The organism is Pseudomonas sp. SJZ080 (assembly GCF_007828295.1).
GTDB lineage: Bacteria > Pseudomonadota > Gammaproteobacteria > Pseudomonadales > Pseudomonadaceae > Aquipseudomonas > Aquipseudomonas migulae_A.
Map to the genome: position 1 here is coordinate 1 of NZ_VIUK01000037.1, position 24,624 is coordinate 24,624.

Here is a 24,624-nt window from a genome sequence, read left to right on the forward strand (position 1 = left end):
CATGCGAATATTACTGATCAGACTGAATGCCATGCTGAGAGATGGCACCGAATGGCGGTGACGAATGGCAGGGTGAAGACAGTTGCTCCCACATTAGATCGGTGTAGTGCCTACTTTTTTGCGACACAGCGTTAAACCGTCTCCTACAGGCAACAACGACAGATCCACACGCGAGTCATCCTTCAAGGCGAGATTGAGCGCCTGGATGGCTCGGGTGTCTTCGCTCTCGGGATTCTGCTCAAGCACCCGCCCGCTCCACAGCGTGTTATCGAACACCGCCAGGCCTCCGACACGCAGCAAACGCAGCGCATGCTCCAGGTAGGCTGGATAGTTCGCCTTGTCGGCATCAATGAAAATCAAATCGAATTGTCCGGGCTGATCCAACTGACCCAAGGTTTCCAGCGCAGGCGCCAGGCGCAGGTCAATTCGTTCGGCGAGCCCTGCTTCCTGCCAGTAACGGCGCGCCGTGGCGTTGTAGTCACCAGGAATGTCACAGCAGATTAGTGAACCGTCCTCCGGCAACGCCGCCGCCATGCACAACGCGCTGTAACCGGTGAAGGTGCCGACTTCCAGCAAGCGCCTGGCGCCGGTGAGTTTCACTAGCAATGCGAGGAATTGCCCCTGCTCCGGGGCCACCTGCCAGCGTGCCATCGGCAGCGCCTGGGTTTCATCGCGCAAACGCTTGAGCAGCGGCGTTTCCCTCAGGGAAACGTCGAGCAGGTATTGATACAGGGAATCGTCGAGATTGAGTGTCCGAGCGGTCATGACGACCTCTGCGAATTAAGGGTTACGCGCCAGATGCTCAGGTTGCAGGACACGCTTGGCGCTGAGGTAGGCTTTCTGCCAATAAGCTTTGGACAAGCTGTCGAGCTTCACTGTGCCACCCGTGGCCGGCGCATGGACGAAGCGGCCTTCACCGACGTAGATCCCGGCGTGGCTGACCTGAGAGCCGCCATTGGTGGCAAAGAAAATCAGGTCGCCGGTTTGCAGGCCTTCCTTGCCGACATTGGCCGCTTGCATGCTGATCATCTCGCGGGTAGTGCGCGGCAGAGAGATGCCGGTGACGTCACGGTAGACGTAACCGATCAGGCCGCTGCAATCGAACCCGGAATCGGGCGTATTGCCGCCCCAGCGATAAGGCGTGCCGACCAGGCCCAACGCGCGAAACAGCACATCTTCGGCCTCAGGCGAAAAAGGTTGGGGTGAACCGAAGACAATCGGCGCGCGAACCACCGGCGCAGGCGGCGGTGTACGGCTGGCGCAGGCGCTGAGCAGCGCTGCGAAGAACATGAGTGCGAGGCGGGCCGACATCGTCATAAGCAGAACATCCTGATCTGGCTGCGGCTTTTTTCTGCCGACAGGGCAGAAAAGAAAACCGCCTGCGCAGGACGCAGGCGGTTTGCCATCAATAATAGATCAGGATTCTAGCGGCTATGCGGCAAACTTCAAGTAAGACTTTAAGTTCGCCTTACAAACTGTCCGCCTACTCTGTTGCAGAGAGGCTTTTTGTCGCCACTGAAGTGGCGACAGGTTGATGCATTACTTGCGAGCCGTGACCACGGTCGGGGCCATCGCGAGTGCGCGCTTGGCTTCAATGAAGGTCTTGCTCCAGTAGCTGTCGCCCAGGCTATCGACCCGGACACCACCGCTTTTGCGGCTGCTGGAATGGATGAACTGGTTGTCACCGAGGTAGATCCCCGCGTGACTGACACGACCGCGACGGCCGTTGGTGGCGAAGAACAGCAGATCGCCCGGTTTGAGCGCGCTACGAGCAACCAGCGGCGCGTCCACGTTGATCATTTCGCGAGTGGAACGCGGCAGGTTCATGCCGGCTTCTTCACGGAACAGATAACCGATGAAACCGCTGCAATCGAAGCCAGCCTCGGAGGTGCCGCCGAAACGGTAACGGGTACCGATCAGGGACATGCCACGTTCGAGGATGCTGTCGGCCAGAACCGGAAGCTGGTAGGACTTGCCGTCAGCGAAGTCTGCCAGTTCTTTATCGGTGGCCAGCTCTTCCTGGAAAAGAACGGAAGAGGATTGCGCAGTAACAGAATTTTTAACCTGCTGTTGAGGCGCTTGCTCCGACACTGGAGAGTGGGCAGCGCAACCGAACAACAGGGTGACGAGTGCGAGAGGCACGAGGGGTGCAAAGCGATTTAGCATGGGCACGACCGTGGCTGATAGTTGTAAAGAAGCCGAGACTATGCCCGCTATCATCCTCATTTGCAAATTCAATCGAACTTTATGTGACTTTCCGGTTTCGCGTTTCCATCTAAGCGCTTAAGCCCCATTTAGACGCTTGCGCGACCTACACCCCGTAGGAAAGCGCACTTTTTGGCGCCTGAAAAATGCCAAAAACCTTGCAGGGCTTGGCTTTTACCAGCCCAGAGTCTCTTTCAGAAACGGAATGGTCAGCTTGCGCTGAGCTTGAAGGGAGGCCTGATCGAGACGCTCAAGCAGCTCGAAAAGCGCACTCATGCTGCGAGTGCCACGGGTCAGAATAAAATGCCCGACTTCATCGGTCAGGTGCAATCCACGACGAGACGCACGCAGTTGAAGGGCGCGCAATTTGTCTTCGTCGGACAGCGGTCGCATCTGGAAGATCAGTGCCAGCGTGAGACGGGATTTCAGGTCCGCCAGCTTCACCGGCAATTCGCGCGGTGACGTCGATGCTGCAATCAGCAGGCGCCGACCGCTGTCACGCAGGCGATTGAACAGATGGAACAACGCCTCTTCCCAGTCCGCCTTGCCGGCAACCGCCTGCAGATCATCCAGGCAGACCAGTTCGTACTGTTCGAGGTTGTCGAGAATTTCGGTGCCGCGATCCATCAACTCGGCCAGTGGCAGATACACCGCCGGCTCACCCATCTGCTCGAAGCGCAAGCAGGCTGCCTGCAACAAATGCGTACGCCCTACCCCGTGCTTGCCCCAGAGGTAAATCAGGCTTTCGGTCCAGCCGGCGTCGGCTTCGCACAGCCGCTCGACATAGCCGAGTGCAGCGGCATTGGCGCCTGGGTAGTAATTGATAAAGGTAGCGTCATCACGCAGACGCACACCTAGGGGCAGCTGAATCGGTTTCATGCTGACTGAACAGTTCCAAAGGAACCGTTAGTGGCCTCTGTGTAAAGTGTGCGAAGTTTATACCCGTGAAGCTGACCGCACAATGCGACAGACCATAAGCAAAATCAAAGGTTTGCGTTATCGCCCCGGTTTCATGTGCGTTTCTTTGGCGGCGTATGTGACAGCCGCCCATGGGACACGGGCCAGCCTGTCACTGAACCAGGCCGCCCGCAATGCGTCATCGGCGACCTCTAGAGCTCAGGTTCGTCGACGCCGCCGTAGATATCAGAATCTTTATACAAATCATGCACATGGCGCACCAGCACCATAATCACCGCCGCCACCGGGAGCGCCAGCAGCACGCCGGTAAAACCGAACAGCTCACCACCGGCCAGAATCGCAAAGATCACCGCCACCGGGTGCAGACCGATGCGGTCGCCCACCAGCAACGGCGTCAGCACCATGCCCTCCAGCGCCTGGCCAACCATGAACACCGCAACGATGCCAACCATTGGGTACAAGTCGCCACCAAACTGGAACAGGCCGGCAATCAGCGCCGCGCCAATCCCGATGACAAACCCCATGTACGGCACAATCGCCGCCAGACCGGCAATCATCCCGATCAACAGCCCCAGTTCCAGCCCGACCAGCATCAGCCCTGCCGAATAGATGACACCCAGCGCCACCATCACCAGCAATTGCCCGCGCACGAACGCACCAAGCACTTCATGGCATTCGCCTGCCAGGATCACCACGCGCTCTTCACGGTCACGGGGTAGCAGGCTGCGGATCTTGGCCACCATCAGGTCCCAGTCCCGCAATAGATAGAAGCTCACGACCGGGATCAGCACCAGATTGGCCAGCCAACCGATCAACGCAAGACCGGATGCAGTGGCCTGACTCAGCACCACGCCCACGATGTCGGTGGTCTGCCCCATGTGTTCGCTGATCGCCGCTTTAAGCTTGTCGAACTTCCAGAAACCGTCCGACAGCCCGAATTTCGATTGCGCCCACGGCAATGAGGTGTGCTGCAACCAGTCGAGCATCTGCGGCGCCAGCTCGTACAGGCGAAACAACTGCTTGGCGAGCATCGGCACCAGCACCAGCAGCAACGTGGTGAAGATCAAGGTGAACAGCGCGAACACCGCCACCACGCCCCAGGTCCGGGACAGGCCGGCCTTTTCCAGCCGATCCACCAGCGGATCGAACAAATATGCCAACAGCAACGCCACAAGAAACGGCGTCAGAATCGGATGCAACAGCCAGATAAACGCGCAGAGCAGAACCACCCCACCCAACCAGAACCAACGCCGCGTATCGGCCATGTACCACTCCATTTGCATCTATATAAAGAAAGAAAGCCTTACCAACGGAAACGCAACTGCGGCACCGGTGCAGGCGGTGGCGCGACAACAGGCGCCGAGCCCTCTGCCACCGGCTGGACAGGCACGGTCGGCGCCGGGGCTTCACCCGCCGGAACCTCTTGCAACTTCGCCAGCGACAACTGCGACCGCAACTGCTCGGCGCTGCCATTGACCCGGTAGAGAATCCGGTCAGCGTCAACACTTTGCAGGCGCGCGCCAAACGGTTCCAGCAAACGCCCAAGCGTCGCATAACGCTCCAGATTCATGCCCTGCACTTCCAGCAGCTGCTCGCCCGAACTTCCGGGCTTGACCACAAAGCGTGGTGCCAGTCGCTGGCTGACCGCGAGCAGTACCGCATCGGCGACAGCGGCCTGATCCGCGCCCTGCACGCTGCCCGCTTCTTTCTGGTCGCCCAGCCACAGATGCCATTTGGCCTGCCACTGACCACTCTCTTCACGGGCATGCACGGCCAGCAAGGCGTCGGCATTGTAACGATCCGATGCGCCGCGCAGGGGCGCCGCATCGGTGCCTTCAAGATTCGGCGCGGTGGCGACCAGTTGCTCGCTCAGGTCCGCCAGTGGCAGCCGCAGCGGCAGACCACGGTGCTGTGCCGCGCGACGCAGTGGCGCCGCGCTGGCCTGGCCATCACCCACCAGACTCGAACCTTCGGTCGAGTCGTTCAGCCACCACGTCAGAATCGATGGCCGGTTCGCGCCCCACAATGACAGCCCGGCACGGCGCAACGCCTGCTCGGTGCTGGCCGGGTCGAAATCCACCTTCAGTACTTCCGGCGGGCCGGCTTCGAAACCGTACTGGCTGATGATCTGCTGCGGGTCCTTGCGAATGGCGGCCAACCCCGGACTTTGCACAGCCTTGGGATCGCCGGTCAGGCGCAGCACCAGCGTGTCGAGCGCACGCTGGGTGGCTTGATCACGCTCCTCTGGCGCCTGGCTGGTGACAGGCTCGCGCACCTGATAAAGGCTTTTGACCGTTTCGGCATGACTCACCAGGCTGACCAGAGACAAACAACCCACAAACAATGATCTGAAAAAACGCATGGAGGATTCCTGACGACAAGAGCGGCTGGAACTGACCGCATGAAGATAATCGGGCAAGGCTGTGACCATCGCCCCCCGTAAAACATTCACACGTCCCGGTTAAGTTTTTCGCACTGCCATAACGATAGACGGATAATCGCGATACCTTATACAGCCAAGCGGGAGGCGACCAACACGGGCAATAACGGTTTTTTTGTATCGATATGCCCCTGCTGTCGGCCTGAGGATGGCCGCTGCCCCTCAAGCCTGATAAAATCGCGCGCCTTCGCAGACCGGCAACAGCCGGGCACCCTGAAATTCGCGCAAGGCACATGCCCTTCGTTTGTTTCGGCGGTCCCACTGGACTCGGTCGTTACCCCTGAATCCCCCCTAAAGGCCTGGATCATGAGCAAGCAACCCTCCCTGAGCTACAAGGACGCCGGTGTAGACATCGACGCCGGTGAAGCATTGGTCGAACGCATCAAGAGCGTCGCCAAGCGCACTGCGCGCCCGGAAGTCATGGGCGGCCTGGGCGGTTTTGGCGCCCTCTGCGAAATCCCGGCCGGCTACAAGCAGCCAGTGCTGGTTTCCGGCACTGACGGCGTCGGCACCAAGCTGCGTCTGGCGCTGAACCTGAACAAGCACGACAGCATCGGCATCGACCTGGTGGCCATGTGCGTGAACGACCTGGTGGTCTGCGGCGCCGAGCCGCTGTTCTTCCTGGACTACTACGCCACCGGCAAACTGAACGTCGAAACCGCGACCCAGGTCGTGACCGGCATCGGCGCAGGCTGCGAACTGTCCGGCTGCTCCCTGGTCGGCGGCGAAACCGCTGAAATGCCGGGCATGTACGAAGGCGAAGACTACGACCTGGCCGGCTTCTGCGTCGGCGTCGTGGAAAAATCCGAAATCATCGACGGTTCCAAAGTCGCTGCCGGCGATGCCCTGCTCGCCCTGCCGTCTTCCGGCCCGCACTCCAACGGCTACTCGCTGATCCGCAAGATCATCGAAGTGTCCGGTGCCGACATCGAAAACATCCAGCTCGACGGCAAGCCGCTGACCGACCTGCTGATGGCCCCGACCCGCATCTACGTGAAACCGCTGTTGAAGCTGATCAAGGAAACCGGCGCAGTCAAAGCCATGGCCCACATCACCGGTGGCGGCCTGCTGGACAACATCCCGCGCGTGCTGCCAAAAGGCGCTCAAGCGGTGGTTGACGTTGCAAGCTGGACTCGCCCGGCCGTGTTCGACTGGCTGCAAGAGAAAGGCAACGTCGACGAAAACGAAATGCACCGCGTGCTGAACTGCGGCGTTGGCATGGTGATCTGCGTAGCTCAAGAGCACGTCGAAACCGCGCTGAACGTGCTGCGTGAAGCCGGCGAGCAGCCTTGGGTCATCGGCCAGATCGCCACCGCTGCCGAAGGCGCGGCCCAGGTTGAACTGAAGAACCTCAAGGCTCATTGATGTCTCAGACCTGTGATGTGGTGGTGCTGTTGTCCGGCACCGGCAGTAACTTGCAGGCCCTGATCGACAGCACGCGGACCGGCGACAGCCCGGTCCGCATCGCCGCGGTGATTTCCAACCGCGCCGACGCCTACGGCCTGCAACGTGCCAGGGAGGCGGGTATCGACACCCGCTCCCTGGATCACAAGGCGTTCGAAGGCCGCGAAGCCTTCGATGCCGCGCTGATCGAACTGATCGACACCTTCAATCCCAAACTCGTGGTCCTGGCCGGTTTCATGCGCATCCTCAGCGCTGACTTCGTGCGCCACTACGCGGGTCGCCTGCTCAACATCCATCCCTCGCTGTTACCCAAATACAAAGGGTTACACACCCATCAGCGCGCGCTGGAGGCCGGAGACACTGAACACGGCTGTTCCGTGCACTTTGTCACCGAGGAACTCGATGGCGGACCACTGGTCGTACAGGCAGTAATACCGGTAGAGTTGCAGGATTCGCCGCAGAGTCTGGCGCAGCGAGTTCACACCCAGGAACACCTGATCTACCCGATGGCCGTACGCTGGTTTGCCGAAGGCCGTTTATCACTCGGCGAACAAGGTGCTTTACTGGATGGCAAGTTACTCGCGGCCAGCGGCCACTTGATTCGAACCTAGGAGATTTTATGCGTCGCGCCCTGCTCTTCGCTTGCGCTCTGCTTGCCCTGCCTTTTGCGCAGGCAACAGAACTTCAACCTTTCTCCGCCAGCTACACCGCCGACTGGAAGCAGCTTCCAATGAGCGGCACTGCCGAGCGCAGCCTGACCAAGGAAGCCAACGGTGTCTGGAAGCTCAGCTTCAAGGCCTCGATGATGATCGCCAGCCTGACCGAAGAAAGCACCCTGACCCTGGACAAGGACACCCTGCTGCCACAGTCCTACCACTTTGAACGCGGTGGCCTGGGCAAAGCCAAAAAGGCTGACCTGGATTTCGACTGGACCGCCAAAATGGTCACCGGCACCGATCGCGGCGACGCGGTCAAGATCCCGCTCAACCGCGGCATGGTCGACAAATCCACCTATCAGCTGGCCCTGCAACACGACGTGGCCGCCGGCAAAAAAAGCATGAGCTATCAGGTGGTCGATGATGGTGAAGTCGATACCTACGACTTCCGCGTGCTGGGTTCGGAAAAAGTCGACACCAAGGCTGGCCAGATCGACGCGATCAAGGTCGAGCGCGTGCGCGACCCGACACAAAGCAAGCGCATTACCGTGCTGTGGTTCGCCAAGGACTGGGATTACCTGCTGGTTCGCCTGCAACAGGTCGAAACCGACGGCAAGGAGTACAACATCATGCTCCTGGACGGCAAGGTCAACGGCAAGTCCGTCAAAGGCAGCTGATCCGGATCGACACGAATGAGCCCCGCAAATGCGGGGCTTTTTTTCGCCTAATGCTTCGTCTACATAACCTGTGGCGAGGGAGCTTGCTCCCGCTGGGTTGCGATCACCTCAACAAGAAAGTGGAACGCGCATCAGGTGGAATGCTCTATACCTTCAAGGTCTTTTTTGATCGAATGACTTTTCCTACTGCTGAGGTTTCCCATGACAGTTACCGTCAATACCGTTTCCGCCGAAGGTTTTCGTCACAGCGTACAAATCGATGACCACGAACTCTTTGCCGACGTACCGACCTCCGCGGGCGGTGAAGGCTCGGCACCCGAGCCGCACGATTACTTCGACGCAGCGCTCGGCGCGTGCAAGGCCCTGACCCTGAAGCTGTATGCGAAGAAAAAAGACATTCCGCTGACGGGTGTTGGTGTGGAGGTCAAACGCGACAACAGTGAAGAGCAGAAAGGCAAATACGCCCTGCACGTCAAACTCACCCTCAAGGGTGTGCTCACCGATGCCCAGCGCGACGAACTGCACCGCGTGGCCGACCGTTGCCCGGTGCACAAGCTGATGACCACCACGCAAGTCAGCATCGAAACCCATCTGTCTGAAGGCGCATTCAGCCAATAGCGGCAAGGGCCGGGCAAGCGGGTTATGCTCCACGCGTCACCCGCTCAGCCTGGAATGCACCATGAACACTCCCCTCGTGATCCGCCCCCGCGCCGAAGATGTCGAAGGCCAGCCGATTCTTCGTCCGCTGCCGTCAGCCAAATGCCGCAGCGTCGGGCCCTTTGTGTTTTTCGACCACATGCTGGAAACCCGTTATCCGGCGGGCAAAGGCATGAACATCCGTCAGCATCCGCACATTGGTCTGTCGACCCTCACCTACTTGTTTGAAGGAAAAATCCAGCACAAGGACAGCCTTGGCTCCGATCAGGTGGTGGAGGCCGGTGACGTCAGCTGGATGACCGCCGGCAGCGCCATAGCCCACGTCGAGCGTACGCCCGAGGCATTGAAGGAAAGCGGATTCACGATGCACGGTTTGCAGATCTGGCTGGCATCGCCGAAGGATCATGAGCGAGGCCCGGGGCACTACAGCCATCACCCGGCAGCCACGTTGCCGGTCAGCGATAACCTTGGCGTGAAGATCCGGATGATCGCCGGGTCAGGCTTTTGCCTGGAATCGCCAGTGCCGGTGCTTTCTCCTACGCTGTACGCGGAATTGAACCTGCAAACAGCAACCACGCTGCTGATTCCCACCGAGCATGAAGAACGGGCCCTGTATGTGTTGAGCGGTGATGCGCAGCTCGATGGCGAGCCGTTAGAGCCGTACTCGCTAGTGGTGCTGCCGGCCGGGGAAGAAATGACGTTGTTCGCCGAGAGCGACTGTCATGCGGTGTTGTTCGGCGGCGCGCCGCTGGATGGACCGCGACGGATCAACTGGAATTTTGTGGCGAGCGATCCGGCGGCTATCGACGAAGCGCGGCGACGCTGGGCGGCCGGGGATTGGCCGACTGTGCCGGGGGAAAGCGAGCGTATTGAGCTGCCTTGAGGTTTGTGGCGTTATTGCCGCCGCCATCGCGAGCAGGCTCACTCCTACGGTAGACCGAGTCGCAATCACTGTTCCCACATTGGAATGCGGTCTACTGTAGGAGCCGGCTTGCTGGCGATGGCGGCGTCGAAATCGCCATCGCCAGCAAGCCGACTCCTACAGGATCGGGTTCACAGCCAAAAAAATTCAGGTCATAAAAAACCCGCCGAAGCGGGTTTTTTTACAACGTCGTTAAACCGACAGTTCAACCAGCAGCTTGTTGAGACGGCGCACATACGCGGCCGGGTCCTTCAAGCTGTCGCCGGCCGCCAGAGCCGCTTGATCGAAGAGGATGTGCGACAGGTCGCCGAAGCGCTCGTCGCTCTGCTCGTTGTCGAGCTTCTCGATCAGCGGGTGCGCCGGGTTGAATTCGAAGATAGGCTTCGAATCCGGAACCTTCTGACCGCTGGCTTCCAGGATCTGACGCATTTGCATGCCCAGGTCCTGCTCGCCGATGGCCAGAATCGCCGGGGAGTCGGTCAGACGATGGGAAACCCGCACTTCAGCCACGGATTCGCCCAGCGCAGTTTTCAGACGCTCAACCAGACCTTCTTTGGACTTGGCGACTTCTTCCGCGGCTTTCTTGTCTTCTTCCGAATCCAGGTTACCCAGATCGAGGTCACCGCGCGCCACGTCGACAAAGCTCTTGCCGTCGAAGTCGCTGAGGTAGCTCATCAGCCACTCGTCGATGCGGTCGGTCAGCAGCAGCACTTCGATGCCTTTCTTGCGGAAGACTTCCAGGTGCGGGCTGTTTTTGACTTGCGCGTAGGTTTCGCCGGTCAGGTAGTAAATCTTGTCCTGACCTTCCTTGGCGCGCGCCAGGTACTCGGCCAGACCCACGACTTGCTCACCTTCTTCGCCCTGAGTGGACGCGAAACGCAGCAGGCCAGCGATTTTCTCTTTATTGGCGAAGTCTTCTGCCGGGCCTTCTTTCATGACCTGGCCAAAGTTTTTCCAGAAGCTTTTGTATTGCTCAGGCTCGTTCTTCGCCAGCTTTTCCAGCATGTCGAGAACGCGCTTGGTCAGCGCCGACTTCATGGAATCGATGATCGGGTCTTTCTGCAGAATTTCCCGCGACACGTTCAGCGACAGGTCATTGGAATCGACCACGCCTTTGATGAAGCGCAGGTACAGCGGCAGGAACGACTCGGCCTGATCCATCACGAACACGCGCTGCACATACAGCTTCAGGCCTTTCGGCGCTTCACGCTGGTACAGGTCGAACGGAGCACGGGCTGGTACGTAAAGCAGCGAGCTGTACTCAAGCTTGCCTTCGACCTTGTTGTGGCTCCAGCTCAGCGGGTTTTCGAAGTCATGAGCGATGTGTTTGTAGAACTCCTGATATTCCTCGTCCTTGATCTCGGTGCGAGGACGGGTCCACAGGGCACTGGCGCGGTTGACGGTTTCCCACTCAACGGCCGGCTTCTCTTCACCTTCAGCGGCTGCCACTTCTTTCGGCAACTCAATCGGCAAAGCGATGTGGTCGGAGTACTTCTTGATGATGTTGCGCAGACGCCAGCCATCGGCGAACTCGTCTTCACCGGACTTCAGGTGCAGGACGATGCGAGTACCACGATCGGCTTTCTCGACGGTGGCAACTTCGAAATTACCTTCGCCCTTCGACGACCAATGCACGCCTTCGCTGGCGGCAGCACCGGCACGACGACTGAACACGTCGACTTTGTCGGCGACGATGAAGGCAGAGTAGAAACCCACACCGAACTGACCGATCAGGTGCGAATCCTTTTTCTGATCGCCCGTCAGGTGTTTCATGAAATCGGCGGTGCCGGATTTGGCGATGGTACCCAGGTGGGTGATCGCATCTTCACGGCTCATGCCGATGCCGTTGTCTTCGAGGGTGACGGTTTTAGCGTCTTTGTCGAAGCTCACACGGATTTTCAGTTCGGCGCCACCTTCCAGCAACTCAGGCTTGGACAGGGCTTCGAAACGTAATTTGTCGACAGCGTCAGAGGCGTTCGAGATCAATTCGCGAAGGAAGATTTCCTTGTTGGAATACAGCGAATGGATCATGAGGTGCAGCAGCTGCTTCACCTCGGTCTGGAAGCCCAGGGTTTCCTTTTGAGTTTCCACACTCATGGTCATCAAACTCCAATCAGATGGCAGTGGCCGCGACCTAGAGGGTCGGCGGCGGGTTGTCATCAAAGTTGGGGGCTCGGATCAGGATTTCAAGGGCTCATCGATTTTGAAGTGGGCGCGGGCCGTGGCGATGGGTTCGGATTCGGTGCTTTGCCAGGCGGTCACTGCCACGTTGGCGACACGCCGCCCCTGACGGCACACCTGACATCTGGCCCACGTGTCACGAAACTGCCCAGCGCGCAGGTAGTCGAGGGAAAAGTCGATGATCTTCGGCACGCCCGGCGAACCGGTGAGAATCAGCAAGTGCAATGCGGCGGACAGCTCCATGAACCCTGCAATCACACCGCCATGAATCGCCGGCAGTAAAGGGTTACCAATGTTGTCCTTGTTTGCCGGGAGGCGAAACAACAGGTCATCCCCGACCCGCGCGCATTCGACACCGATCAGCTTGGCGTAGGGAATCAGGTGCAGCAGCGCGGCGTAGTCGCCCTGCTCATGGGCCTGTTGCAGTTGTTCCTTGAAGTTGTCGGTCATTTCGCTCCTCCGGCGATGGCGCCACCAAATCCCTTGGTGCCTTTGACGCCCTTGCCCATGCGCATGAACGTACCCACGACATGGGCGATGGGCTGTTCGGGATCGTCCTGATAGGCAAAACCACGGGCGAAGATCACGTCCGTGGTGACCCGGTAGCACTGGGCAAAGCCATACACATCCTTGTGCAGCTCGGCCGCGTGCATGTAGTCGATGCGCAGGTCGAGGGTCGGGCAGACTTCGAACTCGGGCAGTACGCAGAGGGTGGACATGCCGCACGCGGTGTCCATCAAGGTAGTCAGCGCCCCGCCGTGGATCACGCCGGTTTGCGGATTGCCGATGATTTGCGGGCTGTACGGCAGAATCACTGTGAGTCCGTCACTGCTGGCACTGTGAACTCGCAGCCCGAGTACCTGACAGTGTCGCAATGCCGATAGAAATCGTGTCGCGCGCTCAAAAACGGGGTTTTCGGCCATTTGATAAAAACTCTTCTTAGTATTCCGACATCGCACTAGGCGTGTTCGGTAAAAGTTCCCGTGGGAATAATCTTATATATCTGAACGAATTGAGGAACTTAACCCTGTTGGCTGTGCTCGAAAGGCCAAGTAGATATTTTTCCCAAGGAGAAACACCCCATGCGTAAGACTTTAGCTATTGCCTTGATGTTGACCGCTTCCCTCGGTCTCGCTGCCTGCGATAAAAAATCCGAGGACAAAGCTCAAGATGCTAACCAACATGCTGAGCAAGCTCAGCAAGACATGAACAAAGCTCAGGATAAAGTGAACGACGCAGCGAAAGAAAACGCCGAAGCTGCCAAAGCTCAGGCTGAATCGAACGAAGCCGCTGCAAAAGAAGCACCTAAAAACTAAAACAGTTTTTAGCGTGATAAAGAAAACCCGCCAAGTGCGGGTTTTCTTTTGCTCGTCATTTGCCTTGCTAGAGCAAAACAGTTCTAAAAGTCGGACTAATCATCAACAGCAACGAACACACTAGTCCGACAAACCACACCAGACTTCGCTGCCAGGCGAGATCGCCCCAATAGCACAATAAGTAAATGATTCGCGTCATCACGAAGATGATTGCCAGCGAATCAATCAGCCATCCCGCCGTCTGCGTGGTGTGCGCCATCAACACCCCCGCCGAGAACAAGATGAAGGCTTCGAAGCAGTTCTGATGGGCCGCCACCGCTCGTGCACCGAAGCCGGTGAGTTGTGCCTGCTGCTGGCGCGGCAGGTGATTGTTGTAACCCCCCTGCTCTTTCATGGCCTTGGCCACCGGCATGCGGGCCACGTAAATCAGCAAGGCGCTGATAAACACACACCAGAACGGAATACTCATCAAGCAGCCTCTTTGATCGCTTCAGGCAAGGGCGCCTCTGTAGGGGTATAGACCATCACGTCGAGAACGTCGGAATGAAACTCCCGGCGATAGAGCACCAGCACCACGCCGGCACTCATCAGCATGAACAACCAGGGGCTGACAAACCAGGCCAGCATGGTCATGCCGAAGTAATAGGAGCGCAGGCCGAAGTTGAACTGGTTGGCGGCCATTGAAATGACACGCGCCGCCCGGGACGCAAAGGCTTTGCGCTCCTGCTCCGAGACATGGCGCTCGCCGACCATGGGCGCCGAACCAATCAGAATGGCCGCGAAGTTGTATTGGCGCATGCACCAGCTGAACGTAAAGAACGCATACACAAACACCAGCGCCAGGCACAGCAACTTGATCTCGGACATTCCCTGGGAGGCCTGCTGCACCATCGGGATATCCGCCAGCAAAGACACAGCCCTCTCCGACGCACCCAGCACGGTGAGAATGCCGGCCAGGATAATCAGTGTGCTCGAGGCGAAGAACGACGCGTTGCGCTCCAGGTTACCGACCACGCTGGCGTCGGCGATGCGGTTGTCGCGCAGCAGCATGCGGCGCATCCAGTCTTCGCGGTACAGGTGCAGCACACTGGCCAGGCACGCAGTGTCGCGGCCCTTCCACGTCGCATAACGGGTATAGCCGCCCCAGCAGATGACAAACCAGATAGCGGCGAGAATGTGGATCAGGTTGGCGTGGATGAACGACATGCAGGTCCTTGTGATGTGTTAAAGAGTAACGAAATCGAATGTGGGAGCGGGCTTGCTCGCGAAGACGGAGGGTCAGTCGATATCAATGTTGAATGATAAGCCGTCTTCGCGAGCAAGCCCGCTCCCACATTGGATTTTGCAATGCTTCGACGTTAGCTCAAGAAAAAAGACACCGCATCACGCGCATAAAAAATGCCCCGTATCGATTGATACGGGGCATTTCTGTTGTAGCTCAAGACCCGCTTATGGCGGGCCGTGACAGCCTTAAGCCAGCGCTTCTTCGCGCTTGCCCAGCATACGGTCGCAAACCACCGCAACCACCAGCGTCATGACCGACGGCACCAGCCACGCCAGGCCTTGCTCGCTCAGCGGCAGGTGAGCCAGTTGCGTCGGCATCCAGTCCGCCAGACCTGCGCCCTTGAGCGCGTCGATCAGACCGAAGATGAACGACACCAGCATCACCGGACCGACGATGCGGCCCTGTTCATACCAGAAGTCCTTGCAGAAGCTCAGGGCGACCAGCGCGATGCACGGCGGGTAGATCGCGGTGAGTACCGGGATCGAAAACGCAATCAGCTTGGTGAGGCCCAGGTTGGACACAAACAGGGAAAACACGGCGAGGATAATGACCAGTGTCTTGTAGGACAGTGGCAACACACGGCTGAAGTATTCGGCGCAAGCACAGGTCAGGCCGACCGCTGTGACCAGGCAGGCCAACGAGATCAGCACCGCGAGGAAACCGCTGCCCAGCGAACCAAAGGTGTGTTGAACGTAAGCGTGCAATACCGCTGCGCCGTTGGTCGCACCGGCAGCCACTCCATGGCTGCCCGAACCGAGACGGAACAGACTGACATACACCAGCGCCAGACCAACGCCCGCAATCAACCCGGCAATGATCGCATAGCGGGTGATCAACACCGGCGACTCGACACCACGGGAGCGGATGGCGTTGACGATGACAATGCCGAACACCAGCGCACCGAGGGTATCCATGGTCAGGTAACCATTGATGAAGCCTTGGGAAAACGGTGCTGCGACATACTCCGGCGTCGCCACGCCGATATCACCGGCCGGCAAAGCGAACGCGGCGATGCCGAGAGCGGCCAGGGCGGTGATCTTCAGCGGTGCGAGAAACCGTCCTACGGTATCCAGCAAACGGCCCGGGTAGAGCGAGATGAAGAACACCAGCAGGAAATACACCGAGCTATAGAGGAACAGCGCCAGCGGGCTTTCGCCGGTCAGCGGCGCCAGGCCCACTTCGAACGATACGGTCGCAGTGCGCGGCGTCGCGAACAGCGGGCCAACGGCGAGGTAGCACGCAGCGGCCAGCAAGCCACCGGCGATTTTGCCGATCGGACTGCTCAAGGCATCCATCGCGCCGCCGACCTTGGCCAGGGCCACGACGGTGATCACCGGCAGACCGACCGCGGTAATCAGAAAGCCCAGCGCCGCCATCCAGACATGAGGCCCGGACTGCAAACCGACGATAGGCGGGAAGATGATGTTGCCAGCCCCGACGAACAGGGCAAATGTCATAAAACCAAGTGCCAGGATGTCCTGGCCTTTCAACACTTTCATTAAGGAAATACCACACTACTGAATCGGAATTTAGAGAGGGATTTCCCTTATGGGTGAGGGAAATGCTGTCGGTCCGCATAGGACTGACCCTTTAGCGCGTAGCGGCCTTGTGGGCTGCGGACGCAAAAATGGCGGCTAGCCTAACGAATTTGCGCGACAAACGCACTGTTAGGGGGCGAACTATCCGATCTGCGACAGTTTCGTGTCGCGTTTTTGCATGTAAATGGTTGGCGTCTGTAAGTACGCCTTCGCGAGCAAGCCCGCTCCCACACTGGATCAGCGTCGTACATAAGAATTTGTAACAACGCAGATCCAGTGTGGAAGCGGGCTTGCTCGCGAAGGGGCCGGTCCTGCTTGAAGTAAACCCCGGAAACGACAAAGGCCACCCGAAGGTGGCCTTTGTCTGGTGAAGCGTCAGCTAAGCGCGAGGCTTACTTGACAGCCCAACCGGTCAGCTCGGCCAAGGCCTTGCCGATGTCTGCCAGCGAACGCACGGTTTTAACGCCTGCGTCTTGCAGCGCAGCGAATTTCTCGTCCGCAGTGCCTTTGCCGCCAGAGATGATTGCGCCAGCATGGCCCATGCGCTTGCCCGGAGGAGCAGTCACACCAGCGATGTAGGAAACAACCGGCTTGGTCACGTGTGCCTTGATGTAGGCAGCCGCTTCTTCTTCAGCCGAACCGCCGATCTCGCCGATCATGACGATCGCTTCGGTCTTCGGGTCTTCCTGGAACAGCTTCAGGATGTCGATGAAGTTCGAACCCGGGATCGGGTCACCGCCGATGCCGACGCAAGTCGACTGACCGAAACCGGCGTCAGTGGTCTGCTTCACAGCTTCGTAGGTCAGGGTGCCGGAACGGGAAACGATACCGACCTTGCCTGGCAAGTGAATGTGACCTGGCATGATGCCGATCTTGCATTCGCCTGGAGTGATCACGCCTGGGCAGTTAGGGCCGATCAGGGTGATACCCAGCTCGTCGCACTTGACCTTGGCATCCAGCATGTCCAGGGTAGGAATGCCTTCAGTGATGCAAACGATCAGCTTGATGCCGCCGAATGCTGCTTCCAGGATGGAGTCCTTGCAGAAAGGAGCTGGAACGTAGATCACGCTGGCGGTGGCGCCAGTGGCAGCTACAGCGTCTTTCACGGTGTTGAACACTGGCAGACCCAGGTGCTCGGTGCCGCCTTTGCCCGGAGTTACACCACCAACCATCTTGGTGCCGTACTCGATGGCTTGCTGGGTGTGGAAACTACCTTGCGAACCGGTAATACCCTGGCAGATAACTTTGGTGTCTTTATTGATCAGGACGCTCATTATTTGCCCTCCGCAGCTTTAACGACTTGTTGAGCAGCGTCGGTCAGGCTGGTAGCAGCGATGATGTTCAAACCGCTTTCTGCCAGTACTTTAGCGCCCAGCTCAGCGTTGTTGCCTTCAAGGCGAACAACAACCGGGATTTTCACGCCGACTTCTTTCACAGCGCCGATGATGCCTTCGGCAATCATGTCGCAACGAACGATGCCGCCGAAGATGTTGACCAGTACTGCAGCGACGTTAGTGTCGGACAGGATGATCTTGAACGCTTCGGTAACGCGTTCTTTGGTAGCACCGCCGCCCACGTCGAGGAAGTTGGCTGGTTTGCCGCCATGCAGGTTGACGATGTCCATGGTACCCATGGCCAGGCCAGCACCGTTGACCATGCAACCGATGTTGCCTTCCAGCGCTACGTAGTTCAGTTCGAACTTGGCAGCGTGCGCTTCGCGCGGATCGTCTTGCGACGGATCGTGGAAAGTCTTCAGCTTAGGCTGACGGTACATGGCGTTGGCGTCGATGTTGATCTTGGCGTCGAGGCAATGCAGATCGCCGTCAGCCTTGATCACCAGCGGGTTCACTTCCAGCAGAGCCAGATCGTGATCCTTGAACAGTTTGGCCAGACCTACGAAGATCTTGGCGAACTGAGCAACTTGCTTGCCTTCCAGACCCAGCTGGAATGCCAGCTCGCGACCCTGGAATGGCTGAGCGCCAACCAGTGGATCGATAGTGGCCTTGAGGATTTTCTCAGGGGTGTCGTGAGCGATTTTCTCGATGTCCACGCCACCTTCGGTGGAAGCCATGAACACGATGCGACGGCTCGAACGGTCAACGACAGCGCCCAGGTACAGCTCTTTAGCGATATCAGTGCACGATTCAACCAGGATCTTGGTGACTGGCTGACCATTGGCATCAGTCTGGTAAGTCACCAGACGCTTGCCCAGCCACTGCTGCGCGAATGCCTTGGCGTCTTCTTTGCTGCGAACCAGCTTTACGCCGCCCGCTTTACCGCGACCACCAGCGTGGACCTGGGCTTTGACAACCCACTCGGTGCCGCCGATCTTGTCGCAAGCTTCTGCTGCTGCTTCCGGGGTGTCTACCGCATAACCGGTGGAAACTGGCAGGCCGTACTCAGCGAACAGCTGCTTACCCTGATACTCGTGAAGATTCATGCTTATTACCGTCTTCGTTAGGTACTGCGCATTCGGTGCTGCACTCGTTCAAGTGCCGCACCACCTGTGACTGCTGCTTGCGTAACCTTTCCGGACAACCGGTGCAGCTACGCAAGACTGCGTCCAGCGGATATTCCGCGGTGAGTCTTGCATGCAAGGCTCACGACGGGCCATACCGCCGTGGTTTCTTATTGTCTTAACGCTTCTTGCGGTTGGCGATGTGAATGGCGCCGCCATTCACTGCCAGAGCTGCTTCGTGCAAGGCTTCAGACAGGGTCGGATGGGAGAAAACCATCATGCCCAAGTCTTCAGCGCTGGTGCCGAATTCCATACCGATCGCGCCCTGCTGAACCAGTTCTGCAGCGCTCGGGCCAATCACGTGGACGCCCAATACGCGGTCAGTCTTGGCATCGGCAATGACTTTCACGAAACCGCCGGTATCGTTGGCTGCCATGGCACGGCCACTGGCTGCGAACGGGAAGGTGCCAACGTTAACTTCAACGCCTTCAGCCTTCAAGGTCTGCTCGGTTTTGCCGACCCACGCGATTTCCGGGTGAGTATAAATAACAGACGGGATCAGGTCATAGTTGATTTGGGCTTTGTGGCCCTTGATGCGCTCAACCACCATGATGCCTTCTTCGGACGCCTTGTGCGCCAGCATCATGCCGCGAACCACGTCACCGATCGCGTAAACACCCGGTACGCTGGTGGCGCACTGGTCGTCAACGAATACGAAACCGCGCTCGTCGATGGTCACACCGCTGTCGGCAGCCAACAGTTCGGTGGTCACTGGACGGCGACCAACGGCAACGATCAGTTTGTCGAAAGTGATGTTCTGTTCGCCGTTGGCATCGGTGTAGTTCACAACGACTTCGTCGCCGTTCACTTTGGAACCGGTAACGCGAGCGCCCAGCTTGATGTCCAGACCTTGTTTGGTCAGGGTCTTGAAAGCTTCTTTGGAAACCGCGTCGTCAGCGGCTGGCAGGAACTTCTCCAGCGCTTCCAGAACCAGGACTTCGGCACCCAGACGCGACCAGACCGAACCCAGTTCCAGACCGATCACGCCGGCGCCGATCACGCCCAGACGTTTTGGTACGGTCTGGAATTCCAGCGCGCCCGTCGAATCGACGATCACGTTCTGGTCAACCGGAGCCGGTGGAATGTCGATCGGACGCGAGCCCGAAGCCAGAATCACGTTCTCGGCTTCGATGATTTCAACGCTGCCGTCTGGCTTGGTCAGTTCGACTTTCTTGCCGGCCAGCAGTTTACCGTGGCCTTGCAGGGAAGTGACGCCGTTCGCCTTGAACAGGGTGGCAACGCCAGAGGTCAGGCCTTTGACGATGTTGGCTTTACGGCCAACCATTGCTGCCACGTCCATGGTCACGCCAGCGTGATTGATACCGTGGATCGCGAAGCCTTCTTTGGCTTCCTTGTATTTCCAGGAGCTGTCCAGCAGCGCCTTGGATGGAATGCAGCCGACGTTCAGGCAAGTACCGCCGAGGGCCAGTTTGCCTTCCTTGTCGGTGTATTTCTCGATGCAGGCAGTGGTGAGGCCCAGTTGCGCTGCTTTGATGGCAGCCACGTAGCCGCCAGGGCCCGCGCCAATCACTACCACGTCGAATTTCTGAGTCATGTGTCATTCCTTCTCGAATCAAACCGGACGGCCCCTTTTGGGGACCGTCGTGGGACGAAGCTGGTCATTACAGACGGGCCGCCATCCTGCAGCGGCCCATGCAACGAAATCAGATATCCAGCAGCAAACGAGCCGGGTCTTCCAGCAGGTTCTTGATGGTAACCAGGAAGGTCACAGCTTCTTTGCCATCGATCAGACGGTGATCGTAGGACAGAGCCAGGTACATCATCGGACGGATCACGACCTGACCGTTGATCGCCATCGGGCGCTGCAGAATGTTGTGCATGCCCAGGATTGCCGCTTGCGGCGGGTTGACGATCGGAGTCGACATCATCGAACCGAAGGTACCACCGTTGGTGATGGTGAACGTACCGCCGGTCATTTCGTCCATCGACAGTTTGCCGTCGCGAGCCTTCTTGCCGAAGGTGGCGATGCCGCCTTCGATTTCAGCCAGGCTCATCAGTTCGGCGTTACGCAGAACCGGTACAACCAGACCGCGGTCGCTGGAAACAGCAACACCGACGTCAGCGTAGCCGTGGTAAACGATGTCGGAACCGTCGATCGACGCGTTGACAGCCGGGAAGCGTTTCAGCGCTTCGGTGGCCGCTTTCACGAAGAACGACATGAAGCCCAGGCGTACGCCGTTGTGGGACTTCTCGAACAGGTCCTTGTACTTCGAACGCAGGGCCATGACTTCAGTCATGTCGACTTCGTTGAACGTGGTCAGCATCGCCATGTTCGACTGGGCTTCTACCAGACGCTTGGCCACAGTAGCGCGAACGCGGGTCATCGGTACGCGCTTCTCGATGCGGTCGCCAGCGGCGAACACAGGAGCAGCGGCAGCAGGAGCAGCAGCCTTGGCAGGTGCGGCAGCCGGAGCGGCTTTCTTCGCGGCAACAGCAGCGACCACGTCTTCCTTGGTCACACGACCGCCTTTGCCGGTACCGGCAACGGAAGCGATGTTGATGCCGTTTTCTTCAGCCAGCTTGCGAGCAGCCGGTGCAGCAACAGGATCGTCTTCGCCTTCGGCGGCAGGAGCAGCAGCCTGTGCCGCGGCCGGAGCAGCAGCGGCAGCCGGAGCAGCGGCAGCAGCGCCGCCTTCAACGATGGAGCCCAGAACTTCGTCGGACAGAACGGTGTCGCCTTCGTTCTTGACGATAGCGCCCAGCACGCCGTCAGCAGTCGCCAACACTTCCAGCACAACCTTGTCGGTTTCGATGTCGACGATCAGGTCATCACGCTTTACAGCGTCGCCCGGTTGTTTGTGCCAGGTGGCAACGGTGCCGTCGGCAACCGATTCCGGGAAAGTGGGGGCTTTGATTTCGATAGCCATTATCTGTGAGTCCTTAAATTCGGTTTCAGGTGCGCGAAGGCGTTAAACAGTAAAGGCGTCTTGCAGCAGTTTTTCCTGCTGCTCAGCGTGCATCGATGCGTAACCGCATGCAGGTGCAGCAGAAGCCTCACGGCCCGCGTACTCAAGTACGAGAGACTTGTTGAGATTGCTGATGCTGCGACGCATGTGGTGTTGGCTGCAGTACCACGCCCCCTGGTTCATCGGCTCTTCCTGGCACCACACGGCATTTTTGACGTTGGTGTAAGGAGCCAGGACTTCTTTCAGATCGTCCTCAGGGAATGGATACAGTTGCTCGATACGCACGATGGCGATGTCATCACGACCTTCGGCACGGCGTTTTTCCAGCAGGTCGTAGTAGACCTTGCCGCTACACAGAACAACGCGCTCGACCTTTTTCGGGTCCAGTGCATCGATTTCCGGGATAACGGTCTGGAACGAACCTTCGGCCAGATCTTCCAGGGTCGAAATGGCCAACTTGTGACGCAACAGCGACTTCGGAGTCAGAACGATCAATGGCTTGCGCAGCGGGCGAATCACCTGACGACGCAGCAAGTGGTAGATCTGAGCAGGTGTAGTCGGTACGGCTACCTGAATGTTGTGCTCGGCGCACAGTTGCAGATAACGTTCCAGACGAGCCGAAGAGTGCTCCGGCCCCTGACCTTCATAACCGTGCGGCAACAGCATGGTCAGACCGCAGAGACGGCCCCACTTGTGCTCGCCACTGGTGATGAACTGGTCGATAACCACCTGGGCACCGTTGGCGAAGTCGCCGAACTGGGCTTCCCAGATAACCAGGGCATTCGGCTGGGTAGTCGAGTAACCGTATTCGAACGCCAGTACCGCTTCTTCCGACAGGAACGAGTCGTACAGGTCGAAGCGTGGCTGACCGTTGTACAGGTTCTGCAGCGGAATGTAGCTGCTCGCGTCTTTCTGGTTGTGCAAGACAGCGTGACGGTGCGAGAACGTACCGCGACCGATGTCCTGACCCGTCATGCGAATCGGGTGACCTTCGAACGCCAGGGTCGCGTACGCCATGGTTTCGGCGTAACCCCAGTTGATCGGCAGGCCGCCGGCTTGCATTTTCTGACGGTCTTCGTAGATCTTCGAGACCTGGCGCTGAACCACAAAGCCTTCTGGAATTTCCAGTAGCTTGGCAGACAGTTCCTGCAAGGTTTTCAGATCGAAACGCGTGTCGTGACGCGCGGTCCAGGCGTGGCCCAGATACGGACGCCAGTCCACGAACAACTCTTTGTTCGGCTCTTTGACCAGGCTTTTTACAACATGCAGACCGTTGTCCAACGCGTTGCGGTATTCATCGACTTTCGCCTGAACACGCTCAACGTCCAGCACACCGCTCTGAGTCAGGCGATCGGCATACAGCTCACGGGTAGTGCGCTGTTTGGTGATCTGCTGATACATCAGAGGCTGGGTGCCGCTAGGCTCGTCGGCCTCGTTGTGGCCGCGACGACGGTAGCAGACCAGGTCGATCACCACGTCACGCTTGAACTGCATGCGGTAGTCGATGGCCAGCTGGGTCACGAACAATACGGCTTCCGGATCATCACCATTCACATGGAGGATCGGCGCCTGGATCATCTTCGCAACGTCGGTCGCGTACTCGGTGGAACGCGAGTCCAGCGGGTTGCTGATGGTGAAACCAACCTGGTTGTTGATCACGATGTGCACGGTGCCGCCGGTCTTGAAACCGCGGGTCTGCGACATCTGGAAGGTTTCCATGACCACGCCCTGACCGGCGAATGCCGCGTCACCGTGGATGGAAATCGGCAGAACCTTCTCACCGGTAGGGTCATTACGACGATCCTGACGGGCGCGAACGGAACCCTCGACCACTGGAGATACGATTTCCAGGTGGGACGGGTTGAACGCCATGGCCAGGTGAACTTCACCACCGGTGGTCATGACGTTGGACGAGAAGCCCTGGTGATATTTAACGTCACCGGAACCCAGCTCGACCTTCTTCTTGCCTTCGAACTCGTCGAACAGCTCGCGCGGGTTCTTGCCGAAGGTGTTGACCAGCACGTTCAGACGGCCACGGTGGGCCATGCCGATGACGATTTCCTTGGTGCCGTAGGAACCGGAACGCTGGATCAGCTCGTCGAGCATCGGAATCAGGCTCTCGCCGCCTTCCAGACCGAAACGCTTGGTGCCCGGGTATTTGGTGCCCAGGTATTTTTCCAGGCCTTCACCGGCAGTCACGCGCTCGAGCAGGTGGCTCTTGATGTCGGCGGAGTACGTCGGACGACCACGCACGCTTTCCAGACGCTGCTGGAACCACTGGCGCTGCTCGGAATCGGTGATATGCGTGAATTCAGCGCCGATGGTGCGGCAATATGTCTGCTGCAACGCTTCGTGAATTTCGCGTAGGCTCGCCTCCTCTTTGCCGATGAACAGGTCGCCGGCACGGAAGGTCGTATCAAGATCGGCATTGGTCAAGCCGTAATGATTGATCGACAGGTCTGCAGGTGCAGGACGCTGCCACAGCCCCAGCGGGTCAAGCTGGGCTGCCTGGTGGCCACGCATACGGTAGGCCTGGATCAATCGCAGCACTTCAACTTGCTTCTTCTCGTGCTCACTGCTCACGCTGCCGGCGGAAACCGGTTGTGCGCGGCGCTGGTTCTTTGCCAGCAAGACGAAATGATCGCGAATTGTGGAGTGCGAAACATCGGTGGCAGAGTTGCCGTCAGTAGGCAACTTCTGAAAGTAGGTGCGCCACTCTTCTGGCACAGCGTTAGGGTCGTGCAGGTAGAGCTCATAAAGCTCTTCCACATAGGCAGCGTTTCCACCTGAAAGGTGGGCACTGTTCCACATGCGCTGCATCACGCTTTCTTGCATGCTTGGTCACCCTCGGTTAGGGGAACACCACCGGCGTCGACACCGAGCAAACTTGCAGAAGTCCGAATGCAGCGACCAAAACAAGCCACTTAGGATCACGCTGATAGTCCGGGTACCAGCCCGGATGCCCCTGCTTGTCTCATTT

Annotated in this window: 23 protein-coding genes; 6 read left to right on the forward strand and 17 right to left on the reverse strand. The window is 58.5% G+C overall.

All coding sequences use genetic code 11. From position 1 onward, the window contains the following. Window positions 1-93: 93 nt before the first annotated feature. The 6 genes from FBY04_RS29900 to FBY04_RS29925 form a co-directional block, all read right to left on the reverse strand. Entirely contained in the window at window positions 94-765 is a 672-nt protein-coding gene (locus FBY04_RS29900; RefSeq protein ID WP_145319031.1) for an O-methyltransferase, read from the reverse strand. Window positions 766-780: 15 nt separating this feature from the next. Next, window positions 781-1,317 carry a C40 family peptidase gene (locus FBY04_RS29905; RefSeq protein ID WP_084322346.1) on the reverse strand — a complete coding sequence of 179 codons (537 nt, stop codon included), beginning with the start codon at window positions 1,315-1,317 and terminating at the stop codon, window positions 781-783. A 222-nt stretch (window positions 1,318-1,539) separates the two neighbouring features. After that, window positions 1,540-2,166: a C40 family peptidase gene (locus tag FBY04_RS29910; RefSeq protein WP_017337261.1), complete on the reverse strand. Its 627-nt coding sequence runs from the start codon at window positions 2,164-2,166 to the stop codon at window positions 1,540-1,542. 213 nt (window positions 2,167-2,379) lie between these two features. Beyond that, complete coding sequence (gene hda / locus FBY04_RS29915; RefSeq protein ID WP_084322345.1) at window positions 2,380-3,084, reverse strand: DnaA regulatory inactivator Hda; 705 nt, start codon at window positions 3,082-3,084, stop codon at window positions 2,380-2,382. Window positions 3,085-3,314: 230 nt separating this feature from the next. Continuing rightward, on the reverse strand, window positions 3,315-4,388 hold the full coding sequence (locus tag FBY04_RS29920) for an AI-2E family transporter (RefSeq protein WP_145319034.1): 1,074 nt from the start codon (window positions 4,386-4,388) through the stop codon (window positions 3,315-3,317). A gap of 38 nt (window positions 4,389-4,426) precedes the next feature. After that, a complete protein-coding gene (locus tag FBY04_RS29925; RefSeq protein ID WP_145319037.1) occupies window positions 4,427-5,485 on the reverse strand; it encodes a DUF2066 domain-containing protein in 1,059 nt (352 codons plus the stop codon). A gap of 384 nt (window positions 5,486-5,869) precedes the next feature. Here FBY04_RS29925 and purM point away from each other — a divergent pair, with 384 nt between their 5' ends. The 5 genes from purM (at window position 5,870) to FBY04_RS29950 (ending at window position 9,840) form a co-directional block, all read left to right on the forward strand. After that, a complete protein-coding gene (purM, locus tag FBY04_RS29930; RefSeq protein WP_008013877.1) occupies window positions 5,870-6,928 on the forward strand; it encodes a phosphoribosylformylglycinamidine cyclo-ligase in 1,059 nt (352 codons plus the stop codon). Next, on the forward strand, window positions 6,928-7,578 hold the full coding sequence (purN, locus tag FBY04_RS29935; protein ID WP_084322342.1) for a phosphoribosylglycinamide formyltransferase: 651 nt from the start codon (window positions 6,928-6,930) through the stop codon (window positions 7,576-7,578). The genes purM and purN overlap by 1 nt, the downstream gene beginning before the upstream one ends. Before the next feature lie 8 nt (window positions 7,579-7,586). After that, window positions 7,587-8,300, forward strand: coding sequence for a DUF3108 domain-containing protein (locus tag FBY04_RS29940; protein WP_084322341.1), 714 nt, complete (start codon window positions 7,587-7,589; stop codon window positions 8,298-8,300). A gap of 201 nt (window positions 8,301-8,501) precedes the next feature. Beyond that, on the forward strand, window positions 8,502-8,918 hold the full coding sequence (locus FBY04_RS29945; RefSeq protein ID WP_084322340.1) for an OsmC family protein: 417 nt from the start codon (window positions 8,502-8,504) through the stop codon (window positions 8,916-8,918). Window positions 8,919-8,979: 61 nt separating this feature from the next. Further along, a complete protein-coding gene (locus FBY04_RS29950; protein WP_145319040.1) occupies window positions 8,980-9,840 on the forward strand; it encodes a pirin family protein in 861 nt (286 codons plus the stop codon). Between the two features lie 231 nt (window positions 9,841-10,071). On the opposite strand, the gene htpG is transcribed toward FBY04_RS29950, so the two are convergent. From htpG to FBY04_RS29965, 3 genes are all read right to left on the reverse strand, one after another. Next, complete coding sequence (gene htpG / locus FBY04_RS29955) at window positions 10,072-11,976, reverse strand: molecular chaperone HtpG (protein WP_084322390.1); 1,905 nt, start codon at window positions 11,974-11,976, stop codon at window positions 10,072-10,074. Window positions 11,977-12,057: 81 nt separating this feature from the next. After that, on the reverse strand, window positions 12,058-12,510 hold the full coding sequence (locus tag FBY04_RS29960) for a PaaI family thioesterase (protein ID WP_145319043.1): 453 nt from the start codon (window positions 12,508-12,510) through the stop codon (window positions 12,058-12,060). After that, complete coding sequence (locus tag FBY04_RS29965; RefSeq protein WP_084322337.1) at window positions 12,507-12,983, reverse strand: PaaI family thioesterase; 477 nt, start codon at window positions 12,981-12,983, stop codon at window positions 12,507-12,509. Before FBY04_RS29965 ends, FBY04_RS29960 begins: the two co-directional genes overlap by 4 nt. A 159-nt stretch (window positions 12,984-13,142) precedes the next feature. Between FBY04_RS29965 and FBY04_RS29970 the strand changes: the two genes are divergently transcribed. Then, the gene (locus tag FBY04_RS29970; RefSeq protein WP_064679026.1) at window positions 13,143-13,376 is read left to right on the forward strand and encodes a hypothetical protein; all 234 of its coding nucleotides are present in this window, start codon (window positions 13,143-13,145) and stop codon (window positions 13,374-13,376) included. Window positions 13,377-13,443: 67 nt separating this feature from the next. Here FBY04_RS29970 and FBY04_RS29975 read toward each other — a convergent pair whose 3' ends face one another. The 8 genes from FBY04_RS29975 to FBY04_RS30015 all read right to left on the reverse strand — a co-directional run bounded on the left by FBY04_RS29975 (window position 13,444) and on the right by FBY04_RS30015 (window position 24,479). Beyond that, on the reverse strand, window positions 13,444-13,845 hold the full coding sequence (locus FBY04_RS29975) for an MAPEG family protein (RefSeq protein WP_145319046.1): 402 nt from the start codon (window positions 13,843-13,845) through the stop codon (window positions 13,444-13,446). After that, entirely contained in the window at window positions 13,845-14,582 is a 738-nt protein-coding gene (locus FBY04_RS29980; protein WP_084322335.1) for a DUF599 domain-containing protein, read from the reverse strand. The genes FBY04_RS29975 and FBY04_RS29980 overlap by 1 nt, the downstream gene beginning before the upstream one ends. Window positions 14,583-14,846: 264 nt before the next feature. Further along, window positions 14,847-16,160 (reverse strand): branched-chain amino acid transport system II carrier protein, encoded by a 1,314-nt coding sequence (brnQ, locus tag FBY04_RS29990; protein ID WP_145319052.1) that lies wholly within the window; start codon window positions 16,158-16,160, stop codon window positions 14,847-14,849. A gap of 431 nt (window positions 16,161-16,591) precedes the next feature. Continuing rightward, window positions 16,592-17,473: a succinate--CoA ligase subunit alpha gene (gene sucD / locus FBY04_RS29995; RefSeq protein WP_008032672.1), complete on the reverse strand. Its 882-nt coding sequence runs from the start codon at window positions 17,471-17,473 to the stop codon at window positions 16,592-16,594. Continuing rightward, window positions 17,473-18,639 (reverse strand): ADP-forming succinate--CoA ligase subunit beta, encoded by a 1,167-nt coding sequence (gene sucC, locus FBY04_RS30000; RefSeq protein WP_007898980.1) that lies wholly within the window; start codon window positions 18,637-18,639, stop codon window positions 17,473-17,475. Before sucC ends, sucD begins: the two co-directional genes overlap by 1 nt. A 196-nt stretch (window positions 18,640-18,835) precedes the next feature. Further along, window positions 18,836-20,272 carry a dihydrolipoyl dehydrogenase gene (lpdA, locus tag FBY04_RS30005; protein WP_145319055.1) on the reverse strand — a complete coding sequence of 479 codons (1,437 nt, stop codon included), beginning with the start codon at window positions 20,270-20,272 and terminating at the stop codon, window positions 18,836-18,838. A gap of 109 nt (window positions 20,273-20,381) precedes the next feature. After that, window positions 20,382-21,605 (reverse strand): 2-oxoglutarate dehydrogenase complex dihydrolipoyllysine-residue succinyltransferase, encoded by a 1,224-nt coding sequence (gene odhB, locus FBY04_RS30010; protein ID WP_145319058.1) that lies wholly within the window; start codon window positions 21,603-21,605, stop codon window positions 20,382-20,384. 42 nt (window positions 21,606-21,647) lie between these two features. After that, the gene (locus FBY04_RS30015) at window positions 21,648-24,479 is read right to left on the reverse strand and encodes a 2-oxoglutarate dehydrogenase E1 component (protein WP_145319061.1); all 2,832 of its coding nucleotides are present in this window, start codon (window positions 24,477-24,479) and stop codon (window positions 21,648-21,650) included. Window positions 24,480-24,624 lie beyond the last annotated feature (145 nt).